The sequence below is a fragment of the Burkholderia sp. SJZ089 genome (genome assembly GCF_007828315.1).
In the GTDB taxonomy this organism is placed as follows: domain Bacteria; phylum Pseudomonadota; class Gammaproteobacteria; order Burkholderiales; family Burkholderiaceae; genus Burkholderia; species Burkholderia gladioli.
The window spans coordinates 372,173-394,637 of record NZ_VIUM01000006.1; the positions used below are offsets into that span (position 1 = coordinate 372,173).

The 22,465-nt window shown below is 70.3% G+C and carries 20 protein-coding genes; 13 read left to right on the top strand and 7 right to left on the bottom strand.

Annotated elements, in window-relative coordinates:
* Positions 1 to 19: 19 nt before the first annotated feature.
* On the bottom strand, positions 20 to 1,003 hold the full coding sequence (locus FB600_RS14150) for a sigma-54 interaction domain-containing protein (RefSeq protein ID WP_013697385.1): 984 nt from the start codon (positions 1,001 to 1,003) through the stop codon (positions 20 to 22).
* Between the two features lie 430 nt (positions 1,004 to 1,433).
* On the opposite strand from FB600_RS14150, the gene FB600_RS14155 reads away from it, so the two are divergent.
* The 5 genes from FB600_RS14155 to FB600_RS14175 all read left to right on the top strand — a co-directional run bounded on the left by FB600_RS14155 (position 1,434) and on the right by FB600_RS14175 (position 7,435).
* Entirely contained in the window at positions 1,434 to 2,870 is a 1,437-nt protein-coding gene (locus tag FB600_RS14155) for a sigma-54-dependent transcriptional regulator (protein ID WP_013697386.1), read from the top strand.
* Positions 2,871 to 2,991: 121 nt separating this feature from the next.
* Complete coding sequence (locus tag FB600_RS14160) at positions 2,992 to 5,331, top strand: ATP-binding protein (protein ID WP_096749328.1); 2,340 nt, start codon at positions 2,992 to 2,994, stop codon at positions 5,329 to 5,331.
* Between the two features lie 273 nt (positions 5,332 to 5,604).
* A complete protein-coding gene (locus tag FB600_RS14165; protein WP_096749327.1) occupies positions 5,605 to 6,006 on the top strand; it encodes a BON domain-containing protein in 402 nt (133 codons plus the stop codon).
* 113 nt (positions 6,007 to 6,119) lie between these two features.
* Positions 6,120 to 6,752 carry a DUF4142 domain-containing protein gene (locus FB600_RS14170; RefSeq protein WP_145756877.1) on the top strand — a complete coding sequence of 211 codons (633 nt, stop codon included), beginning with the start codon at positions 6,120 to 6,122 and terminating at the stop codon, positions 6,750 to 6,752.
* Positions 6,753 to 6,820: 68 nt separating this feature from the next.
* Positions 6,821 to 7,435, top strand: coding sequence for a hypothetical protein (locus FB600_RS14175; RefSeq protein ID WP_017921073.1), 615 nt, complete (start codon positions 6,821 to 6,823; stop codon positions 7,433 to 7,435).
* A 100-nt stretch (positions 7,436 to 7,535) separates the two neighbouring features.
* On the opposite strand, the gene FB600_RS14180 is transcribed toward FB600_RS14175, so the two are convergent.
* Both FB600_RS14180 and FB600_RS14185 read right to left on the bottom strand, forming a co-directional pair.
* Complete coding sequence (locus tag FB600_RS14180) at positions 7,536 to 8,066, bottom strand: PRC-barrel domain-containing protein (protein WP_372586746.1); 531 nt, start codon at positions 8,064 to 8,066, stop codon at positions 7,536 to 7,538.
* 53 nt (positions 8,067 to 8,119) lie between these two features.
* Positions 8,120 to 8,332, bottom strand: a complete 213-nt coding sequence (locus FB600_RS14185; RefSeq protein ID WP_098154255.1) for a hypothetical protein — start codon at positions 8,330 to 8,332, stop codon at positions 8,120 to 8,122.
* Positions 8,333 to 8,697: 365 nt separating this feature from the next.
* On the opposite strand from FB600_RS14185, the gene FB600_RS14190 reads away from it, so the two are divergent.
* The 3 genes from FB600_RS14190 to FB600_RS14200 all read left to right on the top strand — a co-directional run bounded on the left by FB600_RS14190 (position 8,698) and on the right by FB600_RS14200 (position 10,557).
* A complete protein-coding gene (locus tag FB600_RS14190; RefSeq protein ID WP_052142898.1) occupies positions 8,698 to 8,925 on the top strand; it encodes a hypothetical protein in 228 nt (75 codons plus the stop codon).
* 193 nt (positions 8,926 to 9,118) lie between these two features.
* Positions 9,119 to 9,973 (top strand): MipA/OmpV family protein, encoded by an 855-nt coding sequence (locus tag FB600_RS14195; protein ID WP_175427752.1) that lies wholly within the window; start codon positions 9,119 to 9,121, stop codon positions 9,971 to 9,973.
* A gap of 92 nt (positions 9,974 to 10,065) precedes the next feature.
* The gene (locus FB600_RS14200; protein ID WP_036052014.1) at positions 10,066 to 10,557 is read left to right on the top strand and encodes a DUF3005 domain-containing protein; all 492 of its coding nucleotides are present in this window, start codon (positions 10,066 to 10,068) and stop codon (positions 10,555 to 10,557) included.
* Positions 10,558 to 10,677: 120 nt separating this feature from the next.
* Here FB600_RS14200 and FB600_RS14205 read toward each other — a convergent pair whose 3' ends face one another.
* Complete coding sequence (locus FB600_RS14205) at positions 10,678 to 11,454, bottom strand: DUF4397 domain-containing protein (protein ID WP_036034014.1); 777 nt, start codon at positions 11,452 to 11,454, stop codon at positions 10,678 to 10,680.
* A gap of 504 nt (positions 11,455 to 11,958) precedes the next feature.
* Between FB600_RS14205 and FB600_RS14210 the strand changes: the two genes are divergently transcribed.
* Positions 11,959 to 13,416, top strand: coding sequence for an RNA polymerase factor sigma-54 (locus FB600_RS14210; RefSeq protein ID WP_013697397.1), 1,458 nt, complete (start codon positions 11,959 to 11,961; stop codon positions 13,414 to 13,416).
* A 103-nt stretch (positions 13,417 to 13,519) separates the two neighbouring features.
* Entirely contained in the window at positions 13,520 to 13,681 is a 162-nt protein-coding gene (locus FB600_RS14215; protein ID WP_013697398.1) for a DUF1328 family protein, read from the top strand.
* 72 nt (positions 13,682 to 13,753) lie between these two features.
* Here FB600_RS14215 and FB600_RS14220 read toward each other — a convergent pair whose 3' ends face one another.
* Positions 13,754 to 14,647, bottom strand: coding sequence for a class I SAM-dependent methyltransferase (locus FB600_RS14220; protein ID WP_145756875.1), 894 nt, complete (start codon positions 14,645 to 14,647; stop codon positions 13,754 to 13,756).
* A 424-nt stretch (positions 14,648 to 15,071) separates the two neighbouring features.
* On the opposite strand from FB600_RS14220, the gene FB600_RS14225 reads away from it, so the two are divergent.
* From FB600_RS14225 to FB600_RS14235, 3 genes are read left to right on the top strand one after another with little or no spacing between them, the layout of a single operon-like run.
* Positions 15,072 to 16,313 carry an efflux RND transporter periplasmic adaptor subunit gene (locus FB600_RS14225; protein ID WP_098154253.1) on the top strand — a complete coding sequence of 414 codons (1,242 nt, stop codon included), beginning with the start codon at positions 15,072 to 15,074 and terminating at the stop codon, positions 16,311 to 16,313.
* Between the two features lie 15 nt (positions 16,314 to 16,328).
* On the top strand, positions 16,329 to 19,493 hold the full coding sequence (locus FB600_RS14230; protein WP_145756874.1) for an efflux RND transporter permease subunit: 3,165 nt from the start codon (positions 16,329 to 16,331) through the stop codon (positions 19,491 to 19,493).
* 8 nt (positions 19,494 to 19,501) lie between these two features.
* Positions 19,502 to 21,121, top strand: coding sequence for an efflux transporter outer membrane subunit (locus FB600_RS14235; protein WP_244112506.1), 1,620 nt, complete (start codon positions 19,502 to 19,504; stop codon positions 21,119 to 21,121).
* Between the two features lie 16 nt (positions 21,122 to 21,137).
* Here FB600_RS14235 and FB600_RS14240 read toward each other — a convergent pair whose 3' ends face one another.
* Both FB600_RS14240 and FB600_RS14245 read right to left on the bottom strand, forming a co-directional pair.
* The gene (locus FB600_RS14240) at positions 21,138 to 21,707 is read right to left on the bottom strand and encodes a TetR/AcrR family transcriptional regulator (RefSeq protein WP_096749319.1); all 570 of its coding nucleotides are present in this window, start codon (positions 21,705 to 21,707) and stop codon (positions 21,138 to 21,140) included.
* A 131-nt stretch (positions 21,708 to 21,838) separates the two neighbouring features.
* Positions 21,839 to 22,459, bottom strand: coding sequence for a superoxide dismutase (locus tag FB600_RS14245; protein WP_096749318.1), 621 nt, complete (start codon positions 22,457 to 22,459; stop codon positions 21,839 to 21,841).
* Positions 22,460 to 22,465: the final 6 nt, after the last annotated feature.

Consider the following 22,465-nt stretch of genomic DNA (forward strand, 5'->3'; position numbering starts at 1 on the left):
CAGCACCCGGCGCCCGCCCTCAGCGCCGCGCGCTGTCGTCGAGCTCGTTCTGCAGGCCGTGGTCGCGCATCAGCGCGAGCCGGTTGTAGAGCGTCTTCAGGCTGATGCCGAGCGCCTTCGCGGTGCGCGGCTTGTCGCCCTCGAAGTGGCGCAGCGAGGCGACGATGAAGCGCTGCTGCGCATGCGCGAGCGTCGCGCCCAGCGGCAGCGACATCACGTTGTCGCGCACGTCGGCGCGCGGCGGCAACTGGCGCGGCAGGTCGAGGTCGATGTCGTGGTCGGCCAGGATGAAGGCGCGCTCGATGGTGTTGCGCAGCTCGCGCACGTTGCCGGGCCAGGGATAGGCGCGCAGCGTCTTCAGCGCCTGCGCCGAAAGCTGCTTGTCGCTGCCGTGCTGGGCGTTGAGCGCGGCCACCAGGTCGCGCGCGATCTCCTCGACGTCGCCGTCGCGGTGGCGCAGCGCCGGCACGTGCAGCGCGAAGGCGGCGAGCCGGTAGAACAGGTCCTCGCGCAGCCGCCCGTCGCGGATCGCGTCGACCGGATTGTGGTGGGTGGCGGCGACGATCCGCACGTCGAGCGCGATGGTCTCGGTGCCGCCGACCCGCATGATGGTGTTCGACTCGAGCGCGCGCAGCAGCTTGACCTGCATCTCGCGCGGCATCTCGGCGATCTCGTCGAGGAAGATGGTGCCGCCGCGCGCGGCTTCGAAGAAGCCGGTGTGCTGGGCGGCCGCGCCGGTGAAGCTGCCTTTCTCATGGCCGAACAGCTGGGATTCGGCGATGTCGGCGGGAATCGCGCCGCAATTGACGGCCACGAACGGGCCGCCCGCGCGCGTGCTGGAATCGTGCACGAGCCGCGCGGTGATGTCCTTGCCGGCCCCGCTCTCGCCGACGATCAGGACGCTGGCGCGGGTCGCGGCCACTTTCTCGATCTTCGAGAGCAGTGCCTGGATGCGCGGCGAGGAACCGACCAGCCGCCGGCCGTCGCTGGATGTTTTCGACATGAATGATGGATCTCGGGTGAAACAGCGTGCCTTCGTACTCTCTACACGGTCGCCGCGCAGCGTGTAATTTTTATAAGCGCAAGCGTAGCCGAATCCACCGCCGCTGCATGAATTGAAAATTCCAATTTGCCTACGGGGTACGGATAGAAAAAACCGATAATGCCGGGCGGCGCAGGCGACTCCTCTATACTCCCCGAATGCTTGGCCGGTGCGACTACTCGTAACGCCGCTCCGGCTGCCGCGGTTCAGGGCATCCTTACCGGGCGCGAGCCTCGTCGGTCAGCATTGCCGATTCCTACCCGCGATCCACGCAATGTTGCCGCGTGCGATCGCCTCACGGTCTCGACCGCGGCCGCGCCGCGATCGGCCGATCCGCACGTTGCCATGCAGGGGCCCCGCCTCCGGGCACGTGCCTTGCGACGGAGCATCAATGCCCTACATTCTTGTCGTCGAAGACGACGCCGACACCCGTGACATGCTGGCCGCGCTGGCGCACACGCAGCAACTGAGCTGCGATACCGCCGCGACCCTGGCCCAGGCGCGCACGCTGATCGCTGCCCACACGCCCGATCTGGTGCTCTGCGACCTGGTGCTGCCCGACGGCAACGGCATGGACCTGTTCGACGAATTGCCCAAGGGCGTGCACTGCGAGATGGTGCTGACCACCGGCCACGCGAGTCTGGAGACCGCGATCGACGCCCTGCGGCGCGGCGCGACCGACTACCTGGTCAAGCCGCTCAACATGCAGCGCCTGAACAGCATCTTCGCGCGCGTGCCGCGCACCAGCGTGCTGCACGAGGAGATCGCCTCGCTGCGCAGCGAGCTCAAGCGGCTGGGCCGCTTCGGCCGCATGCTGGGCAGCTCGCCGCCGATGCAGACCATGTACGACGCGATCAGCCGGGTGGCCGGCACCGAGGCCTCGGTGCTGCTGATGGGCGAGTCGGGCACCGGCAAGGAGCTGGCCGCGCAGACCATCCACGACCTGAGCCTGCGCCGCAAGGGCCCGTTCCTGGCCATCAACTGCGGGGCGATCGCCGCGAACCTGGTGGAGAGCGAGATGTTCGGCCACGACCGCGGCAGCTTCACGGGCGCGGACCGCCAGCACAAGGGTTTCTTCGAGCGCGCCGACGGCGGCACGCTGTTCCTCGACGAAATCACCGAGATGCCGGTCGAATCGCAGGTCAAGCTGCTGCGCGTGCTCGAGACCGGGCGCCTGACGCGGCTCGGCTCGGCGCGCGAGATCGACGTGGACGTGCGCATCGTGGCGGCCACCAACCTCGATCCCGAGGCGGCCATGGCCAACGGCAAGCTGCGCCCCGATCTCTACCACCGCATCAACGTGTTCCCGATCACGCTGCCGCCGCTGCGCGAGCGCGGCGACGACATCCCGATGCTGGCCGCCGCCTTCCTCACCCGTCTCAACGAGGAGAGCGGGCGCGACATGCGCTTCGCGCCGGCCGCGCTCGCGGCGCTGGCCGGCTACGAATGGCCGGGCAACGTGCGCGAGCTGCGCAACTTCGTGCAGCGCGCCAGCATCTTCAACGACGGCGAGCTGATCGACACGCTGCCGCCGCCGATCATGGCGGAAGTCTCGGGCGAGGCGGTGGCGGCCGACGACACGGTGTCGGTGCCGTTCGGCACCACGCTGGAGGAGGTCGACCGGCGCGTGATCCTCGGCACCCTGGCGCAATGCGGTGGGGTCAAGACGCACGCGGCCGAGGTGCTCGACATCAGCCTCAAGACGATCTACAACCGCCTCGCGCAGATCGAGGGCGGCGAGAAAGCCGACAAGGTCGACAAGAGCGACAAGGCGGCCGACAGATCGGCCGACCAACTCGCGGACAAGACGGACAAGACGGCATCGTGAGGCGCGGCGCGGGCCTCGTACCCGCGCCCGACGATGCCATGTCAGGGGAGGGCGGGCCGCTGCGGCGGCCGGCGTGCAGCGCCCGGTCGGCAGGCAGCCGGCCAGGGCGGGAGTCGATCGGATGACCCAACTCGAATCAGGCTGGATGCGTAACGGCGTGATCATCGCCGCGCTGGTGGCGATGCCGACCGTGCTGCAGTCGTTGCTGGTCCATTACGGCGGCGCGAACATGCCGCTCCTGCTCTACTACCCGTTCATCGCGGGGGTGGCCTGGACCGCGTCGTTCGGCGCTGGGCTGGTCGCCACCCTGCTCAGCGCGCTGCTGATCTGGCTGCTGTTCCTCGGCGATCCGCTCGCCTATGCGCTCTCGCCGGCCATGCAGGCGATGCAGGTCGGCCTGTTCCTGCTGGTGGCGGGCGTGGTCTGCGCGGTGGTGGCGGCGTTCCACCATGCGCGCCTGACCAACGAGACGCTGCGCCGGCGCGAGGCCGCCGCGCGCCAGCACTACGAGATCACCCTGGCCTCGCTGACGCAGGGCGTGATGGTGATCGACCCGCTCGGCCGGCTCACCTATCTCAACCCGGTGGCGGCCGCGCTGACCGGGCACCAGAGCGCGAGCGCGCACGGCAAGCCCTTTCACGAGATCTTCCACGGCTACGACAGCCATGGCGTCAGTTCCCGCGTGGCGGCGCTCGAGCGCGTGCTGGCCGGCGCGGAGGACGGCGCGGGCACCAGCGAGCTGCACTGGCTGCAGCCGGCCGGGCAGGCCGCGCGCGTGCCTGTCGCGGTGGTGGTCTCGCCGCTGCGCGATCCGGACGGCGCGCGCGGCGGCGCGGTGGCGGTGCTGCGCGACGTCAGCGCCGAGCACGAGCGGGCGCTGGCCAACGGCATGCTGCGCCGTCTGGTGGACGCCTCGCCCGATGCGATCATCGGAGTCGGCGCGGATCGCCGCATCACCAGCTGGAACCCGGCCGCGCAACGCATGTTCGGTTATCCCGAGGCCGACGCGCTCGGCCACGATATCGACATGCTGGTCGCGCCGCGCTGGCTGCGCCGGCACCCGATCGCCACCGAGGTGAGCGAGGTGCGCGAGGCGATCGGCGGCCTCGACGTGCTTTGCCTGGGGGGGGACGGCAAGCGGTTTCGCGTGACGCTGGCCGCCTCGCCCGTGTTCGACGAACAGCAGCGCTGCGTGGCCTTGTCGCTGACGCTGCGCGATACGCGCGCCCAGCGCCGCCGCGAGCGGCGCAACCATCACCGGCTGCGCGGCGCGCGCGATGCGCGGCGCCAGGCCGACACCTCGAACCGCCTCAAGGACGAACTGCTGGCGATCGTCTCGCACGAGCTGCGCACGCCGTTGAACGTGATCTACGGCTGGGTCGAGGTGATGCGCAATCCGATCGACGGCGCGCTGCAGCGGCAGGCGATCGACGCGATCGACCGCAGCGCCCGATCGCTGTCGCGCATGGTGGCCGATATCCTCGACGCCTCCTCGCTGGCCACCGGCAAGCTGCGGCTCGATCCGATGCCGGTCGACCTGGTGCGCGTGGTCGGCGACGTGGCCGGCTCGTTCGGCACCACCGCCGGCCACGACGGCATCACGCTGGAGACCCACTGCGCGTTGGAGGCCTGCGTGGTCTCGGGCGACGCCGAGCGTCTCAAGCAGATGCTCTCCAACCTGCTGTCCAACGCCTTCAAGTTCACGCCGCGCGGCGGCCGCGTGACGATCGGCTTGACCCGCGACGAGGCGCGCGTGCTGCTGACGGTGGCCGACACCGGGCAGGGCGTGGTCGCGGATTTCCTGCCGCATGTGTTCGAGGCGTTCCGCCGCGCCGAGGGCTCGCCGGCCTCGCCCAAGCGCGGGCTCGGGCTCGGGCTGTCGATCGTGCGCCACATCGCCGAGCTGCACGGCGGCGCGGTGCGCGTCGCCAGCGCCGGGCGCGACCTCGGCACCACCTTCGAGGTCGCGCTGCCGGCCGGCTGGCAGCCCTCGGGCGCGATCGCCTGGAGCGGCCGGCGCGACGACGACGCGCTGTCGCGCGAGCGCATCAACCTGGACGGCCAGCGCGTGATGCTGGTCGATGACGACGAGACCTCGCGCACCAGCCTGGCGGCGGCGCTGGCCACGCTCGGCGCGGCGGTGGTGGTGGCTTCCTCGGGGCGCGACGCGCTGGCCAAGATCGACGGCGCGCGGCCGACCGTGGTGCTGTCCGACCTGGCCATGCCCGACGGCGACGGCTTCTGGCTGCTCGATGCGCTGCGCGGCGGCGCGCGCACCGCCATCAACGCGCCGATGCTGGCGGTGACCGCGCATGCCGGGCAGGCCGACGAGCGCCGCGTGCTGGCGGCCGGCTTCAACGGCTATCTGTGCAAGCCGGTCGACATCCAGGTCCTGGCGCGCGAGATCCTGCGCGCCACCCAGGCGCCGGAGCGATCGCTGACCTCGCCTTCGCGCGACTGAGCGCGGCGCGCCTTTGTCGGCGCGCCTTTCACCGTTCACCCCGCCTGTCGCCTTTTTGCTTCGCACTGCGATTGATATCGGGGGCGCCGCATCGATCTCTCGAGCCGGGCTTGCCGATCGGCCCGACGAGTTCGTAAATCTTTCAAACGGCTTGACGAAAAGTGCCGCGTCGCCGCGCGCGCCTTGCGCGACAAGGCGCGCGGCCCGGGCATGGCGCTTGCGATTCCTGCCTTGTCGCCGGCACCGGGCCGGCTCGATGCAAGGAGCCCAGGCATGAAGCACCGCAACGCAGACAGGATCTCGTCGACTCCGCGTCGTCTCGCGCGTTCGCGCGGACCGCGCGGCTTGCTGGCCGTCGCGCTGACGGCCGCCACCGCGTTCTGCGCGAGCATGCCGTTCGACGCCGGCGCGGACACGGGCGACACGGTCGCCTCGGCCACTCACTCGGCCGGCGCGAAGATGCGCGACATGGCCGTCACCACCAAGGCCAAGGCCGCGCTGGTGCAGGCCAGCGGGCTGTCCTCGGACGACGTGCACGTCAGCACGCGCCAGGGCCACGTGACGCTCACCGGCAGCGTGCCCGACGAATCGCAGCGCCCGCTCGCGGTGGCCGCGGTGAAGAGCGTGGACGGCGTGCGCTCGGTGCAGGACCAACTGACCATCCACCCGAAGTAAGCCGGTCGAAGCAAGCCGCCGGTAGCGGCCGGTTCCGCTCCAGGCCGGAGCGGGCTGCGCGCCGCCCCGAGGCGGCTGGCAGGGCCGATCCGATCCCATCGAGGAGAGCGAGGATGAAACGAACCAGGGCAGCCGGCCGTCAGGGCCGGCGAATGGTGGCGCTCGCCATCGCGCTGGGTGCAGCCTGCGAGGCGTCGGCGCAGACCAACCCGAACCCGGCGCCGCACGAGCCGCCCGCCGCCGATCCGCGCGTCGGCGCGGAGATCGTCAAGCCGGCCTCGCCGGTCGGCGACAGCGAGATCGCCAAGCGCCCGCAAGGCATCGATCCGGAATTCGTCGACAAGGCCGCGATCGCCGGCAAGCGCGAGGTGCAGGCCAGCCAGTTGGCGATCGAGCAATCGGCTTCGCCCGCGGTGCGCGAGTTCGCCAAGATGATGCTGGACGACCACGGCCGCGCCAACGAGGCACTGCGCACGATCGCCGCGAAGGTCGGCGTGCCCGCGCAGGCGGCGATGATCGTCGATCCCGACATCGACGCGCTGCGCAACAAGCGCGGCCACGATTTCGATGTCGCCTACGTGGCGATCGCGGGGCCGGCCGCGCACCGCCAGGCGATCCGGCTGTTCTCGGCCGAGGCGCGCGGCGGGCATTCGACCGAGTTGCGCGGCTTCGCGCAGGACAGCCTGCCGATGCTGCGCAAGCATCTGGCGGCGGCGCGCACGCTGGCGCGCGAGGTGGGGCGCTGAGGGCGCGCGCCGTTCGTGCCGCCGGCCGGGGCCGGCGGCGCTCGATGGACTGGAAAGGAGGAAACGGGATGACGACGCGTGTCGATCGCGAGGGATTGCATCAACTGCTGGACCAGGCGCATGAAACCACGCTGCGCGCGATGGCCGTCTACGACGCCGCGCTGGCCGCCACCACGCACGAGGAACTGGCCGCCGAATGGCGGCTGCATCGCGAGGCCGCGCATCGCCGCGCCCAGGTGCTGGCCGATGTCTTCGACGCGCTCGGCCTCGACGTCGAGGCCAGCTCGCGCGTGCGCACCGCCGCCGCCGCGCTCGGCAAGTCCCTGCTCGAGGTGATCGCCTACGCGGTGCAGGGCGGGGATCGCGCGGCGGCCGAGCGGGTCGCGACCGAGTGCGTGCTGCTGGTCGAGACGCGCGACCAGTTGCATCGCAAGCTGCTGGCGATCGCGGCCGAACGCGCCGCCGGGCCGGTCGCGCAGGTGTTGAAGGACGCCGTCGAGGCGCTCGAGGCGCAGGTCGACCCGCTGGCCCTGCACACGCTGGGCTGGTCGCGCGAGCTGTGGATCGATGCGCTCGGGCTCGCGGCCGTGCTGCCGCCGCCCGAGGAAGTCGCGCCGGCCGCCGTGGCGGGCGAGGCCGTCGCCAGCCACGCGGCGCGTGCGCGAGGCGGCCTGGCGCATTGATACCGCGGTCGCCGAGCGCCATCCCGACACGAAAAACTAGGCACCAAAAAAAGAGAGCGTCCTGGCTGGACGCTCCTGGAAACGTGACGACCGTAGCAGATCAATGGCGGTCGTCGCGTGGTTCGGATCGCGATTCGGGCCGGTTCGGCGAGCTTTCGTGCGGAGGTTCGTCCAGGCCGGTATCGACGTCGAAGCGGCCGAGATCGGCGGGATCCCAGCCGGTGGCCGCGGCGCCGGCCGGCTCGCGGGTGCGCACCCATTCGGCATCGGCGAAGCTCGGCCAGTGATGGCGATCGAAGCCTGGCGCCTCGCGTACCTGCTGCGAGGTGACCGGCAGCACGAAGCACTTGCGATCGGTGTCGAGCGTCAGCTCGTGCCAGGGCACGGCCAGCAGCTTGTCGCCGATGCCGAGCAGGCCGCCGCTGGACAGCACCGCGTAGGCGATGCGGCCGCCGCGCACATCCAGCATGATGTCCTTGATATGGCCGACCTGGACGCCGTCGGTGGCATAGACGCGATTGCCGTCCAGCGTCGAGGCGGCCATCACCTCGGGGCCGGGGCCGCTGGAATCGGCGGGCCGGCCGATGATGCGCTCGGGGGCGCGGGTGGCGCCCTGGGTCTCGGGATGCAGGTTCATCTTCGACCTCCTGGTGCAAGGAACTGCTGCAATGAGCGCTCGCCCGTTCAGGGCGAGCCCGGTTCGCCGCGGTGAGGCGGCTGGGGGGCGGGCGTGGCCGGATCGATGCGGGTCACGCCGCCGGTGGCCGGCGGGTCGCTGGCCGGGAAGGTGTCCTCGAGCGCGCGGTCGATGCGCCGCTCCTCGGCGGGACGCGCGGGCTGCTGGCGCGGCGGGGGCTGGTCCTTGCCGGCGGCCTGGACTTGCCCATGGTCGTGCATCCGCTGCGGCGGCCGGTGCTCGATTTCCGCCGAGCTCGGGAATGGGGATCGGTTAAAGGATCGCATCGCTTGCCCTCCGAGTGATCATGCTTTCGATTCAGCAAGCCGCGTGCCGAGCCGTGCCGCCCGTTGCGGGCGGCACGGCGGTCCGTGGCGCGCGCCGGGCGTCTGAAAAATTTTCAGTGCCGGATGTAAGGAATGCCCAGGGTGCGCGATCAACGGCGGCCGGGCCCGGTTCCGGCGCGGCGGCGGCCGGGCCGGATCACCGCCGGCTCGCCTGGCATACGAATTGCAGTATTTGCCGCTGACTCGCATTAGGAGGACCGACCGTGGAGCCTGTGTCAGCTTCGCCGCCCGGGTTCGCCATGTCCGGTGCATCGGGCTTCGCCGGCTGGCCAACCGGCATCTCGCTGCATCGACCCGAGCCGCCGTATCCCCAGATCGACGATCCCGATCCGCAGCCCGACGAGGGCGACGACGGGCCGCCCGATCCGCCGACGCCGCAGCATCCGCCGGCGGGCGATCCGCCCTCGCGCGAGCCACCCGAGCGGGTGGCCCGGCTTCGCGAGGCAGGATGCATGCGGCGCGGGTAACATGAGCGAGGGCAACATGCGCAGCCGCGGTGCGACCGCCGGCTTGCGCGCGCCGCGCCGCGTTCTTCATGCGGCGGTGCACGGCGTGCGCGGGCTTGCGTCGGGACTCTTCCAGTAGAACTGACAACACCAAGAGGATGAGCTGATGATTCGATGCCGTGCCGTTTCCGTCCCCCCGCGCCGCGCCCGCCCGATGCCGCGCCGCGCGATCGTGCCCTCACGGCTCACCCTGCTGGCGCTGTGCTGCGCGGCCAGCGTCACGGCCCGCGCGCAGACGCCGGGCCCCCTGAGCGAATGGCAGTACTCGGCCGGCGTGCCGCTCGAGAAGCTGTTCAATCCGAATCCGAAGGACACCTGGCAGACCAGTATCGGTGTCGCCTCCACCTTCCGGCCGCGCTACGATGGCTCGGACCAGTACCGCGCGATGGCGGGCCCGAGCATCGACATCCGCTACCGCGACCTGTTCTTCCTGTCGACCGGCGAGGGGCTCGGCGTGAACTTCCTGCGCGGCCAGAACTGGCGCGCCACGCTGTCGGTCGGCTACGACCTGGGGCGGCGTTCGGCCGACGATCTCGGCCACCTGCACGGCCTCGACAACATCAATCCGGCGGCCAAGATCAAGCTGTCGGCCGACTACGTGCTCTCCAAGCGCTTCCCGCTGGTGCTGCGCGGCGATGTGCAGCGCAGCATCGGCGGCGCGAACGGCTGGGTGGCCGACTTCGCCGCCTACATGCCGCTGCCGGGCAGCTCCGAGCACTTCTTCTGGTTCGCCGGGCCGAACGTGACCTTCGCCGATTCGCGCTACATGAACAGCTGGTTCGGCGTGAACCCCGCGGCCTCGGCGCGCTCGGGTATTCCGGAGTATTCTGCCAAGGCAGGCCTGAGGTCCTACGGCGGCGGCATCACGATGGTCTGGTACTTCCGCAAGCACTGGTTCATGACCGCGGACGGCGCGATCCAGCAGCTGGTCGGCAGCGCGCGCCACAGTCCCATCACGCAGAGCTCGGCAAACGCCACGTTCGACCTGTCGATCAATTACCAGTTCTAGTCCGGCCGCGTCCTCGCGCGTCGGGCGGTTCGATTGGCGAGCGCCGGGCTTCGTGCCCGGCGCCCGCCCGGTGTTTCGACCTGGAGGAGACGATGGAACAGAATCATTCGGAAACCGAAGCAGCCGGCAAGCCGGCGGCGGCCGATCGCAGGCTCACGCCCGAGCGGATCGCCGCGAAGATGCCGACCGGGCTGCCGCCGATCGACCGCGCGCGTTATGCGCTGCTCGAGCACGGCGATCCGGTGCGTCGCGCGGCAAGCCGCATCGCGACGCTCGACAACGCCAACATGGGCGCCTCCGACAGTTGCGTCGACGTCGACGGCAAGAGCTTCGACGCCCATCGCGACGCGCCGCACTGGCGCGATAACGTGATCCATTCGAACGCCTCGCTCGACGATAGCGTGAGCACGCCCGACGACGGCCTGGCCGGTTTCGCCAGCCGTCGCGGCGGCTCGCAGCCGGCCGTCGAGACACGGCTGGGCTGGCAGGTCAGCCAGGCCGGCATCGTCGACGCGGGCCGCACCTACGGCGCGCGCACCGAGCGCGTGATCCGGCTCGAACCCGCGGGCCCGTCCTCGAGCTGAGGCCTGCGCGGCTCACTCCTCACTCTAGCGGCACGACCCCCAATGGCACGACGCCCCGCTCGAAGCGGGGCGTCGTCGTATATCGCGCGCGTCGCGTGGCGCGACGCGCGGCGGCGAGGCTTATTGCCCTTGCGGACCCAGTTCCTGCGCCGAGGTATCGGCATCGTTGCCCTGCGCCACCAGCACGTGGATGTCGTTCGGCACCACGTCCTTGATGCCGCCCGCCGGAATCGTCAGCACCAGCCAGTCGGCGTTGTCCGAGAGCGTGACCGGCGCGGTGGTCAGGATCGGCGTCTTCGAGCCGGTGGAGGTGACGATCACCTGGACGCTGGCGCCCTCGATGTAGATCGAATCCTGCCCGCTGGCCGGCACCGCGCCCTGGTAGGCCAGGCCCGGCATGGTCGGGGCAATCGCGCTGATGTCGGTCTTGCCCGCCGGCACCACGTAGATGTCGACGTTCTGCGCGTTCGGCGAGGCATTGAAGCCGCGCACGCGCGCCTTGTCCGACAGCAGGCCCTTGGCGTAGGGGTCGTCGATCACCGAGATCGGCGCCGAGGTGCTCGGCAGCGCGATGGTGGTGTAGTGATGGCCGTTGGCGGTCGAGAAGCCCTGCGAACCCAGCGTGACGGTGGTGCCGTTGGCGTCGTACGAAGCGGTCTGGTTGCCGGTGCCGAGGTCGGCGTAGCGCGTCACGCCCTTGTAGGCGATGTTGGCGGTGTTGACCTGGCCGTTCAGGTAGTAGTCGAGATTGGGGCCGAGCGGCACCGCGTTGATGAAGCGCGCCTGCGGCTTCGAGACGCCGATGATGGTGCCGACGTCGTTGCCGTCATCGCCGCCGCATGCGCTGAGCATGGCCACCGCGGACACCATCACGGCCAGGGTACGTAGTCCTTTCATACTTTCCTCTCTGATTCTGTCGTTCATATGAGCTGCGCTGCGTGCACGGTCCGGCACGAGCTTGCGCGACCAGTGGTTACGGCTTGCACGGCGAATGCGGCCTGATTGGCGCCCCCCTCGCCGGTCCCGCACGATGCGCCGGCGGGCGATGACAATGAGCAGGATGCGTACCCGGCGGTATCTGGAAGGCGCGTGGCGGATGCGCTTCGGGGGGCGGCCGGACCCATCGCATGGCGCTGCATCGCCCGAGGGCAGGGGCTCGTGGGTTCTTTAGCGTGACTAGAGGAAGCCTTCGGTGCGGGGCACGCGAAAAGGCCGCGGAGCATGTGCCCGGGACCGATTCTCCCGGACCAAATCTTGCGAAGCTGCTTGTAAAAAATGCTCCGGCCGCGTGGGGAGCGCCGCCCTCGCGCGTGCGCGAGCCCCGTGGCACAAGGCTTCGCCAGCCTGGTACGGATGTTGCAAAAGTCGGGACAGTCCCAATCAACGACGAGGAGCATCCGGATGCCCGCAACGCTCGCGCTACAGATGCGACAACACCTGACACTGACGCCGCGACTTCAACAGTCGCTGCGGCTCTTGCAACTGTCGTCGCTCGAATTCCAGCAGGAACTGCGTCAAGCGCTGGACACCAACCCCTTTCTCGAGGACGTCCAGATTTCGGGCGACGAGGACACGCGCACGCCGTTCGACGAGGCCACCCAGGCGGCCGAGTCGGCGGAAACCACCGAGCCGCCGACCCTGATCGCGGCCGAGGCGGGGCCGCCCGACGGCGAGCCCTCATACACCGCCGAGCCCTCGATGCGCGGCAGCTCGCTGCGCCGCTCGGGCGAGGCCTTCGATCTCGAGCCTTCGGAACGGCTGGTGGTGGAGCCTTCCTTGCACGAGCACCTGCACGCGGCGCTTTGCCTGTACCCGCTCAATCCGCGCGACCGCGCGGCGGCCCGCACCATCATCGACGCGCTCGACGACGACGGTTACCTGCGCCAGTCGCTGGCCGAACTGGCCGAGACCATCGCCGACTCGGAGAACTGCTTCAACGAGCAGGACCTGGCGATCGCGCTGCGCTGCGTGCAGTCGCTCGACAAGCCGGGGCTGGCCGCGCGTTCGCTGTCGGAATGCCTGACGCTGCAGCTCGCCGCGATGCCGGCCGGGCGCCCCGACGTCGAATGCGCCAAGGCGATCGCCGAGCATCACCTGGAGCGGCTCGCGCGCCGCGAGACCGCCGAGATCCAGCGACGCCTGGGCTGCGATACGCGCACGCTGCGCGCGGCCTGCGCGCTGGTGCGCAAGCTCGATCCGCGCCCCGGCAACCATTTCGGCGGCGCGAGCGGCGACTACGTGGTGCCGGACGTGATCGTGCGCCAGGTGAGCGGCCGCTGGGTGGTGACGGTCAACCCCGCGGTGATGCCGCGTGCGCGGATCCACAAGCTCTATGCCGAGCTGTTCGCCAAGTCCAGCGAGTCGACCCAGTCGCCGCTGGGGCAGCAGTTGCAGGAAGCGCGCTGGCTGATCCGCAACGCGCAGAAGCGCTTCGACACGATCCAGCGCGTGGGCGAGTGCATCGTCGCGCGGCAGCGCGATTTCTTCCGCTACGGCGCGATCGCGCTCAAGCCGCTGGTGCTGCGCGATATCGCCGAGGAGCTCGACCTGCACGAATCGACCATCTCGCGCGCCACCGGCAACAAGTACATGGCCACCCCGCACGGCGTGTTCGAGTTCAAGCACTTCTTCCCGCGCAAGCTCGAGGCGGCGGGGCGTGGCGCCTGCTCGGCGGCGGCGGCCAAGGTGCTGATCCGCGAAATGATCTCGACCGAGCCGGCCGGCGAGCCGCTCTCCGACGTGGCGCTGGCGCAGCGCCTGGCCGGGCGCGGCGTGGTGCTGGCGCGGCGCACCGTGACCAAGTACCGGCAGGGCATGAAGATCCTGCCGGCCGAGCTGCGCCGGCGCGTGCCGATCTGAGCGGCGCGGCGCGCAGCACAGGCGCGCCGGCATCATCGAACGAGATCGCCACGGCCCGGCCGTGCGCGACATGGCTTATTCGCAGTCCAATCCGGAGGTAGACATGCTTCGTTACGCAGTGATCTTTTTCATCATCGCCATCATCGCGGCGGTGTTCGGCTTCGGCGGCATTGCGGCCGGGGCCGCCGAGATCGCGAAGATCCTGTTCTTCATCTTCGTGATCATCTTCATCGTCACGCTGTTGCTGGGCGTGATCCGACGATAGGTGAGCGCGGGTGTCGAGTCGAACGGCCGCCTTCGGGCGGCCGTTTTCTTTGCCCGCGCCGACGCGCCGGGTTCAGCGCGGGGCGCGCGCCTCGACCCACCAGCATGCCGCCTGGTAGTGCAGCATGTCGCCGTCGAGGAAGGGCGCGAAGGCCGCGCACACCGTCTCGATCACCTGCGCGCGGGTTCGCGCATCGGCCTCGCGCAACTGCTGGCCGACCGGCCCGAGCCGCAGCGCATAGGTGGGCAGGTCGCGTTCGGGCAGGGCGCAGGCGGCGTCGAGCGGCGCGATCTCGATGCGTTCCCAGCCCGCGCCGTGCAGGATGCCGATCATCCGCTCGGGGTCGCCGAACGCGAACTGCCCCGGACGGGCCGGATCGCGCGCGGGCAGTGCCGGCAGCAGCGGCGCGGCCGCGCGTTCGGCGGTGGTCATGAAGGGATTCTCGTCGGCCGGGCGCCAGGCGATGAAGCGCAGCCGCGCGCCGGGTGCCGCCGCGCGGCGCAGGTTCGCGAAGGCCGCGCGCGGATCGTCGAAGAACATCACGCCGAAGCGCGACTGGACCAGCTCGAAGCCGGCCGGCGCGAAATCGTGGGTTTGCGCGTCGGCCCGCACGAAGCGGGCGGCGTGCAGGCCGCGCTGGTCGGCGCGCGCGCGGGCCAGGGCCAGCATCGGCGCGGAGATGTCGATGCCGAGGCAGTCGCCGAAGGCGCCGCCCCGGTCGCCTTCGGCGCCGGCGCCGGCGCCGGCTTCGGCCATCGCGGCCAGCGCCAGCGTGGTGGCGCCCGTGCCGCAGCCGACGTCGAGCACGCGGTGCGGGTGCGCCGCCGCATCGGCGGCGGCCGCTTCGGTGAGCCGCTGTTCGAGCGGCTGGAACATCGCGTCGAGGATCGGCTGGGTATCGACCCAGGCAAGGCCCGAGCTGCCGTTCCAGAGTTCGGACTGGCTGGGAGGGGAAGAAGTGGGCATGACGCTGTCCTCGCGGAGCGCCGGATGGCGCGACGCGATGCACTATGGCGCCTCAAGTCGACTTGAAGTCAAGCGGGCCGCTGCATCGGTCCGCCACGGCACCAAGCTTCGATTTTCCTTACGAAATCCGACGTTTCTCCGCGATTCGCTCTGTGCCATACGCCTGAATTCAGTAGCCGACAGGCGCCAACAATCCCCGAAAGCCCCATCCCGCAAGCGATTGCGCCCGACCGCCGGGCGCCTCGCGGCCAGCCGTCATTCTGACAGGCTTGATCATTTAGATGATATCGGTAATCTAACGAGCCTTGGATGTCGATAGACATCCATTCAGGCCGGCAGCCGGGTGAGGGTAAGAGGCGCCGACATCGCCCGGTTCGTCCCGCTTGCGGGGCCGACCGGGCGCAACGCTTTCCAGGGTGAAGCAGTGGATACGAAGACAAGACTGGACGAAGACGGCCCGAACCTGCGTGGCGGCCGCAACGGCGGGCCGAAGGGGCGCGCCAGGGCCCTGGCGATCGCCGCCGGGATCGTGGTGATCGGTGGTGGGCTGTGGTTCCATCACGCGCAGACGGGCGGTGCCGGCACCGCCGCCGCAGCGCCGATGCCGCCGCACGAGGTGACGGTGAGCCGGCCGCTGGTGCGCGATCTCGATACGCGGCTCGGCTTTCTCGGCCAATTCTCGGCGGTCGACCAGGTCGAGCTGCGCGCCCAGGTGGGCGGCACCCTGACCGGCATCCACTTCCGCGACGGCGACGTGGTCCACAAGGGCGACCTGCTGTTCACCATCGATTCGGTTCCCTACGAAATCCGCTACAGCCAGGCCAAGGCGCAGCAGCAGAGCGCCGCCGCGCGGCTGGTACTGGCCAGGCAGGAGTTGACGCGCGCGCAGGACCTGGAGCACAGCGAAGCGGGCACGCGCCAGAACACCGAGCAGCGCACCTCCGAGCTGCACGCCGCGCAGGCCGCGCTCGACGACGCCGACGCGCAGGTGCGCGACGCGCGCTTCGATCTCGACCATTGCCGCATCGTCGCGCCCTTCACCGGCCGAATCGGGCGGCACCAGGTCTCGGTGGGCAACTTGATCGCCGGCAGCCGCTACGCGAGCAGCCCGACCACGCTGTTGACCACCATCGTCTCGCTCGACCCGATCTACCTCGACTTCGACATGAGCGAGTCCGACTACGAGGCCTTCCAGCGCTATCGCGGCAAGGTCTCGGGCCTGCCGGCCGACCGCGTCGAGCTGGCTTCGGGCGGCTCGACCACCTACGACCGGCAGGGCACGCTCGACTTCGTCGACAACGTGCTCGACCGCTCCAGCGGCACGATCCACGCGCGCGCCACGGTGCCCAATGCCGACGGCCATTTCACGCCCGGCGAGTTCTCCCGCGTGCGGGTGGCCGTCACGCATCCGGCGCCCACCCTGCTGGTGCCCGACGCCTCGGTGCTGCCGAACCAGTCCGAGCACCTGGTGCTGACGGTGGCCGCCGACGGCACCGTGGTGCCCAAGCAGGTGGAGACCGGCGACGTGCGCGGCGGCCTGCGCGTGATCCGCTCGGGCCTGGCCGACAGCGACCGCGTGATCATCGACGGCCTGCCGTTCGCGGCGCCCGGCTCGAAGGTGAAGACCCGCGACGGCACGATCCGCTACGCGGCGCAGCCGCAATAAGGGAGCGCCGATTCCATGCGTATCGCTCATTTCTTCATCGACCGCCCACGCTTCGCCACGGTGGTCAGCGCCTTCCTGACGCTGATCGGCCTGGGTGCGATGTTCGTGCTGCCGGTCGCGCAGTATCCGGAGATCGTGCCGCCCACCGTGCAGGTCACGACCTCCTATCCCGGCGCCTCGGCCGACACCATCGCGCGCACCGTGGCCACCCCGCTCGAGCAGCAGATCAACGGCGTCGAGAACATGCTCTACATGAGCAGCCAGTCGACCGGCAACGGCCAGCTCACGGTGACCGTCACGTTCCGCATCGGCACCGACCTGAACGTCGCGCAGATGCTCACCCAGAACCGCGTGCAGGACGCGCTGCCGCGCCTGCCCGAGGACGTGCAGCGGCTCGGCGTGCAGGTGCGCAAGTCGACGCCGAGCATCCTGCTGGCGGTGCATCTGTATTCGCCGAACCACTCGCACGACACGCTCTACCTGTCGAACTACGCGACCCTGCACGTGAAGGACACGCTGGCGCGCCTGCAGGGCGTGGGCGACGTGCAGATCCAGGGCGCGCGCGAATACGCGATGCGCATCTGGATCGACCCCGATCGCGCCGCCGCGCACGACCTGACCGCCAGCGAGATATTGGCCGCGCTGCGCGCGCAGAACGTGCAGGTCTCGGCCGGGATCCTGAACCAGCCGCCGGTGGCGCGCGGCGCCGCCTACCAGATCAACGTCGAGGCGCTGGGCCGGCTGGCCACGCCCGAGCAGTTCGGCGACATCGTGCTGAAGTCGGACGCGCAGGGGCGGGTCACGCACCTGCGCGATATCGGGCGCGTCGAGGTGGGCGCGGCCGACTACGGCGCGACCTCGTTCAAGGACCGCGACGACGCCACCGCGATGCTGATCTACGCCGAGCCCGGCGCAAACTCGCTGGCCGTCGAGCACGAGGTACTGGCGGCCATGGAAGGGCTCAAGAAGGAGTTCCCGGCCGGCGTCGACTACCAGATCATCTACGACCCGACCATCTTCATCGGCAAGTCGGTGGACGAGGTGATCACCACCATCTTCGTGGCGATCCTGCTGGTGGTGGGCGTGGTGTTCGTGTTCCTGCAGAACTGGCGCGCCACCATCATCCCGGTGGTGGCGATCCCGGTCTCGCTGCTGGGCTCCTTCATCGTGCTGGCGACCTTCGGCATCTCGCTGAACAACCTCTCGCTGTTCGGGCTGGTGCTGGCGGTGGGGATCGTGGTCGACGACGCGATCGTGGTGGTGGAGAACGTCGAGCGCAACATGCGCGCCGGCATGTCGGCCGTCGAGGCGGCGCACCGCACCATGGACGAGGTGGGCGGTGCGCTGCTGTCGATCGCGCTGACGCTGTGCGCGGTGTTCGTGCCCTCGGCCTTCCTGAGCGGCATCTCGGGCCTGTTCTTCCGGCAGTTCGCGGTGACCATCGCGGCCTCGACGGTGATCTCCTGCTTCGTCTCGCTGACGCTGAGCCCGGCGCTGTGCGCGGTGCTGTTCAAGTCGCATCACGGCCACGAGGCCGGCAAGGGGGGACGCGTTGCGTGCTTGCTCGACGCCGGTTTCGCGCGCTTCAACCGCGGCTTCGAGCGGCTCTCGTTCGGCTACGGCAATGTCACGCGCCGCCTGGTGCGCGGCCTGGCCGTGGTGCTGGCGGTCTACGTCGCGCTGATCGCGGTGGCGGGCATCGAGTTCTCGCGCACGCCCACCGGCTTCATCCCCGAGCAGGACCAGGGCTACCTGATCACCGTGATCCAGTTGCCGCCGGGCGCCTCGCTGGAGCGCACCGAGAAGGTGGTGCGCCAGGTCACCGACATCGCGCTGTCCACGCGCGGCATCGAACACGCCGCGCCCTTCGTCGGGCTCGACGCGACCACGCTGACGGTCGCCTCGAATTCGGGCACGGTGTTTACGGGCCTGCCCTCGCTCTACAACCACTCGCTGCCGGGGGTGACCGCCGAGACCGTGCTGGCCGACCTGCGCCGCCGTCTGTCGGTGATCAAGGACGCCTATGTGCTGACCATCCCGCCGCCGCCGGTGCAGGGCCTGGGCAGCGCGGGCGGCTTCAAGCTGATGCTGGAGGATCGTGCGGGCCTGGGGCCTGACGCGCTGGTGAAGGCGGCCAAGTCGCTGGTGGCGGCGGCCAACAAGGATCCGCATTTCGCCGGCGTGTTCACGCTCTACAACGCCGGTTCGCCCTCGGTGTTCGCCGACATCGACCGCGTCAAGGCGCAGAAGCTGGGCGTCACGCCCACCGACGTGTTCTCGACGCTGCAGGTCTACCTGGGTTCGCAGTACGTGAACGACTTCAACTACCTGGGACGGACCTACGAGGTGATCGTGCAGGCCGACGAGGGCTTCCGCCGCAGCGGCGAGGATATCTCGCGCCTGAAGACCCGCAACCAGGCCGGCGAGATGGTGCCGATCGGCTCGGTGGCCACCTTCGAGGACCGCACGATCCCGTATCGCGTGCCTCGCTACGACCTCTATCCGGCCGCCGAGGTGCAGGGTGCCGCCGCGCCGGGCGTGGCCACCGGCACCGCGCTGCATCGCATGGAGGAGCTCGCCCACGAGGTGCTGCCGCAGGGCATCTCCTTCGAGTGGACCGACCTGGCCTACCAGCAGCAGCAAAAGGGCACGCCCACCCTGGTGGTGTTCGGTGCCGCCGCGCTGTTCGTGTTCCTGGTGCTGGTCGCCCAGTACGAGAGCTGGAAGCTGCCGCTGGCGATCGTGCTGATCGTGCCGATGTGCATCCTGGCCTCGGTCACGGGGCTGTCGCTGCGCGGCATGCCGATCGACATCCTGGCGCAGATCGGCTTCGTGGTGCTGGTCGGGCTGGCCGCCAAGAACGCGATCCTGATCGTCGAGTTCGCGCGGCAGAAGGAGGAGGAAGGTTCCGACGCGGCCGAGGCCGCCGTGCACGCGGCCCGCACGCGCCTGCGCCCGATCCTGATGACCTCGTTCGCCTTCATCCTTGGCGTCGCGCCGCTGGCGGTGGCCACCGGCGCGGGCGCCGAGATGCGGCAGTCGCTGGGCACCGCCGTGCTGTTCGGCATGCTGGGCGTGACGGGCTTCGGCCTGCTGTTCACCCCGGCGTTCTATGTGTTCATCCGCCGCTTCGGCCTGAAGAAGCAAGCGGCCTGGCAAGGTCGCGAGGAGCAAGCATGATGAAGTCGATGACATCCTCCGCCGAGGCGGGCGCACGCGCGAGCGTCGGCGTCGCGCGTCTTCCGGCCAGTTTCCCGGCACTCGCCGCGGCCTGCGCCTTCGTGTTCGCGCTGGCCGGCTGCGCGGTCGGCCCCGACTACAAGCCGCCCGCTTCCGGGCTGGCGCCGTTCCAGCACGTGCCCGCTTCGTCTCAAGCGCAGGGCGCGGCCGCCGCGCCGGCGCCCTCGCTCGATACCTGGTGGACCGGGTTCCAGGATCCGATGCTGGTGTCGATCGTCGATCGCGCGCTGGCGCAGAACCTCGACCTGGCTGCCGCCTTCGCGCGGGTTCGGCAGGCTCGCGCCGCCGCCTCGGCGGCCGGCGCCGAGCTGCTGCCGACCTTTGACCTGGACGGCTCGGCCAGCGAGCAGCACCAGAGCGAGCTGAGCCCGACCGGCTCGCTGGCCAAGGCCTTCCCGGGCTACGACCGCAACCAGCGCGAATACACGCTGGGCGCGGCGGCGAGCTGGGAGATCGATCTCGCGGGCGGGCTGCGCCGCAACGCGGCCGCGGCGGCCAACGAGGCGCAGGCGGCCGAGGCGGATCGGCTCGGCACGCGCGTGACGGTGGCCGCCGACGCGGCCGATGCCTACCTGCAGGTGCGTGGCTACCAGGCCCGGCTCGCGGTCGCCAACGACCAGGTGCAGACCGATGCGCACCTGCTCGAACTGGTGAAGGCGCGCCGCCGCGCGGGGGCCGCCGACGAGCGCGAGATCGCGCAGGCCGATGCCTTGCTGCGGCAGGCCCGTGCGCTGGTGCCGACCTTGCAGACCAACCTGGTCGCGCAGTTGAACCGGCTCGACATCCTGATGGGCGCGCAGCCGGGCACCTATGCGAGCCAGTTGGCGCTACCCGGCGAGATCCCGGGGATTCCCTCGGTGGACGCGAGCGCCACGCCCACCGACGTGCTGCGCCGCCGCCCCGACGTGATCGCGGCCGAGCGACGCCTGGCGGCCTCCAACGAGCGCATCGGCGCGGCGCTGTCGGACTACTACCCGAAGCTGTCGATCTCGGGCCTGCTCGGCTTCGACAGCATCAGCGCGGGGCAGTTGTTCACGGCGCGCGCTTTCCAGCCGGGCGTGACGGCCGGGCTGCGCTGGCGGCTGTTCGATTTCGGCAAGGTGGACGCCGAGGTGGCCTCGGCGCGCGGCGCGAACGCCGAGGCGCTGGCCAGTTATCGGCAGACCGTGCTGAAGGCCGCCGAGGATGTCGAGAACGCCTTCGTGGCGCTGAGCCAGACGCAGTTGCGGCAGGCCGAGCTCGATGCCGAGGTGAAGTCGCTCACGCGGGCGCGGGATCTGTCGGAGCGGGCCTACAAGGCCGGCGCGATCACGCTGACCGACGTGCTCGACGCCGACCGGCAACTGCTCAGCGCACGCGACGATCTCGACGCCACGCGTGCCGATTCGGCGCGGGCGGCCGTGTCGGTGTTCCGTGCTTTGGGCGGGGGATGGGCGACCGGGGCGGCGAGCACGGCGGCGGCGCCGGTTGCCGAATCGGCGGCTGCCGCGGCCTCGTTGCCGCCCGCCGCGATGCGTTCGCCGGTGTCGACCAACACGCCGGCCTCGGCCGCGAAGCCGGCCGGCTGAACGGCCGGCGGCCTGCCTACTGCTGGAGCGCCTTGCGCGCCTCGCGCAGCACCGATGCCGCGAGCGCCTCGTCGTTGACGAGGCGCGCGACCGTCAGCGCGCCGATCATGGTCGAGACGATCACGGAGGCCCGCTTGCGGGCCGCGGCCGGCGTCAGGTCGGTGAGGTGGCGCGCGAACAGCTCGATCAGCGCGACCACCCCGGCCGAGGTCGCCTCGCGCACTTCCTCGCTGCCGCGCGCGAGCTCGCTGGCCAGCGAGACGAAGGCGCAGTCGTCGCAGGCATTGCCCAGGTGCGTCCTGGACAGGTAGTTGTCGATGGTGGCATTTACGCCGCGCTTGCCGGGCGCGCCTTCCAGGGTGGCCGACATGGTGTTGCGGGCGTTCTCGGTGGCCAGTTGCAGCGACTCCACCACCACCTGGTCCTTCGAGGCGAAGTGCTTGTAGAAGCCGCCGTGGGTGAGGCCGGCCTCGGCCATCAGGTCGGCCAGCGCGGTGTTCTCGATGCCGTTCTCGCGAAACCGCCGCGAGGCGGCCTCGACGATGCGCTGGCGGGTTTCGGCCGCCTCCTGTCTGGACTTTCTCATGGGCGCGATGCTGTCTGGATGATTTGGATTACATACAACATCCAGCCAGGCATGGCAAGCGCCGCGTCCCGGTCACGGACCGGAGCGCGGGCAGGGACCGGCGCGACGCGCCAGGTGCCGGCGGCGCGTGATCAGCCCAGCGCGGCCAGCGCCGCTTCGTGGCGGCGCGCGACCTCGGGCCAGTTGATCACCTGGTAGAAGGCCGCGATGTATTCCGGCCGGCGGTTCTGGTACTTCAGGTAGTAGGCGTGCTCCCAGACGTCGAGGCCGAGGATCGGCGTATTGCCGTGCATCAGCGGGCTGTCCTGGTTGCCGCTGCTCTCCACCACCAGCTTCTTCTGCGGGTTCACGCTGAGCCAGGCCCAGCCGCTGCCGAAGCGCGTCAGCGCGGCCTTGGTGAAGGCGTCCTTGAACGAGTCGAAACTGCCCAGGTCGGCGTCGATCGCGGTGCCGAGCCGGCCTTGCGGCTGGCCGCCGCCGCCGGGCGTCATCACGCTCCAGAACAGGCTGTGGTTGGCATGGCCGCCGCCGTTGTTGCGCACCGCGCCGCGCACCGCCTCGGGCAGCGATTCGATGCCGGCGACCAGTTCCTCGACCGGCGGGAAGGGCAGGCCCGCGCCTTCCAGCGCGGCGTTGACGTTGTTCACGTAGGTCTGGTGATGCCGGGTGTAGTGGATCTCCATGGTCTGCGCGTCGATATGCGGCTCGAGCGCGTCATAGGCATAGGGCAGCGGGGGCAGGGCGTAGGGCATCGAAGG

Excerpts from the sequence above, each read along its gene's own strand:
- FB600_RS14160 (WP_096749328.1), top strand. The coding sequence starts at position 2,992 with ATGACCCAACTCGAATCAGGCTGGATGCGTAACGGCGTGATCATCGCC.
- FB600_RS14200 (WP_036052014.1), top strand. The coding sequence starts at position 10,066 with ATGGAACAGAATCATTCGGAAACCGAAGCAGCCGGCAAGCCGGCGGCG.
- FB600_RS14155 (WP_013697386.1), top strand. The coding sequence starts at position 1,434 with ATGCCCTACATTCTTGTCGTCGAAGACGACGCCGACACCCGTGACATG.
- FB600_RS14185 (WP_098154255.1), bottom strand. The coding sequence starts at position 8,332 with ATGCACGACCATGGGCAAGTCCAGGCCGCCGGCAAGGACCAGCCCCCG.
- FB600_RS14175 (WP_017921073.1), top strand. The coding sequence starts at position 6,821 with ATGACGACGCGTGTCGATCGCGAGGGATTGCATCAACTGCTGGACCAG.
- FB600_RS14190 (WP_052142898.1), top strand. The coding sequence starts at position 8,698 with ATGTCCGGTGCATCGGGCTTCGCCGGCTGGCCAACCGGCATCTCGCTG.
- FB600_RS14235 (WP_244112506.1), top strand. The coding sequence starts at position 19,502 with ATGACATCCTCCGCCGAGGCGGGCGCACGCGCGAGCGTCGGCGTCGCG.
- FB600_RS14165 (WP_096749327.1), top strand. The coding sequence starts at position 5,605 with ATGAAGCACCGCAACGCAGACAGGATCTCGTCGACTCCGCGTCGTCTC.
- FB600_RS14195 (WP_175427752.1), top strand. The coding sequence starts at position 9,119 with ATGCCGCGCCGCGCGATCGTGCCCTCACGGCTCACCCTGCTGGCGCTG.
- FB600_RS14150 (WP_013697385.1), bottom strand. The coding sequence starts at position 1,003 with ATGTCGAAAACATCCAGCGACGGCCGGCGGCTGGTCGGTTCCTCGCCG.
- FB600_RS14220 (WP_145756875.1), bottom strand. The coding sequence starts at position 14,647 with ATGCCCACTTCTTCCCCTCCCAGCCAGTCCGAACTCTGGAACGGCAGC.
- FB600_RS14205 (WP_036034014.1), bottom strand. The coding sequence starts at position 11,454 with ATGAAAGGACTACGTACCCTGGCCGTGATGGTGTCCGCGGTGGCCATG.
- FB600_RS14210 (WP_013697397.1), top strand. The coding sequence starts at position 11,959 with ATGCCCGCAACGCTCGCGCTACAGATGCGACAACACCTGACACTGACG.
- FB600_RS14230 (WP_145756874.1), top strand. The coding sequence starts at position 16,329 with ATGCGTATCGCTCATTTCTTCATCGACCGCCCACGCTTCGCCACGGTG.
- FB600_RS14245 (WP_096749318.1), bottom strand. The coding sequence starts at position 22,459 with ATGCCCTACGCCCTGCCCCCGCTGCCCTATGCCTATGACGCGCTCGAG.
- FB600_RS14240 (WP_096749319.1), bottom strand. The coding sequence starts at position 21,707 with ATGAGAAAGTCCAGACAGGAGGCGGCCGAAACCCGCCAGCGCATCGTC.
- FB600_RS14215 (WP_013697398.1), top strand. The coding sequence starts at position 13,520 with ATGCTTCGTTACGCAGTGATCTTTTTCATCATCGCCATCATCGCGGCG.
- FB600_RS14170 (WP_145756877.1), top strand. The coding sequence starts at position 6,120 with ATGAAACGAACCAGGGCAGCCGGCCGTCAGGGCCGGCGAATGGTGGCG.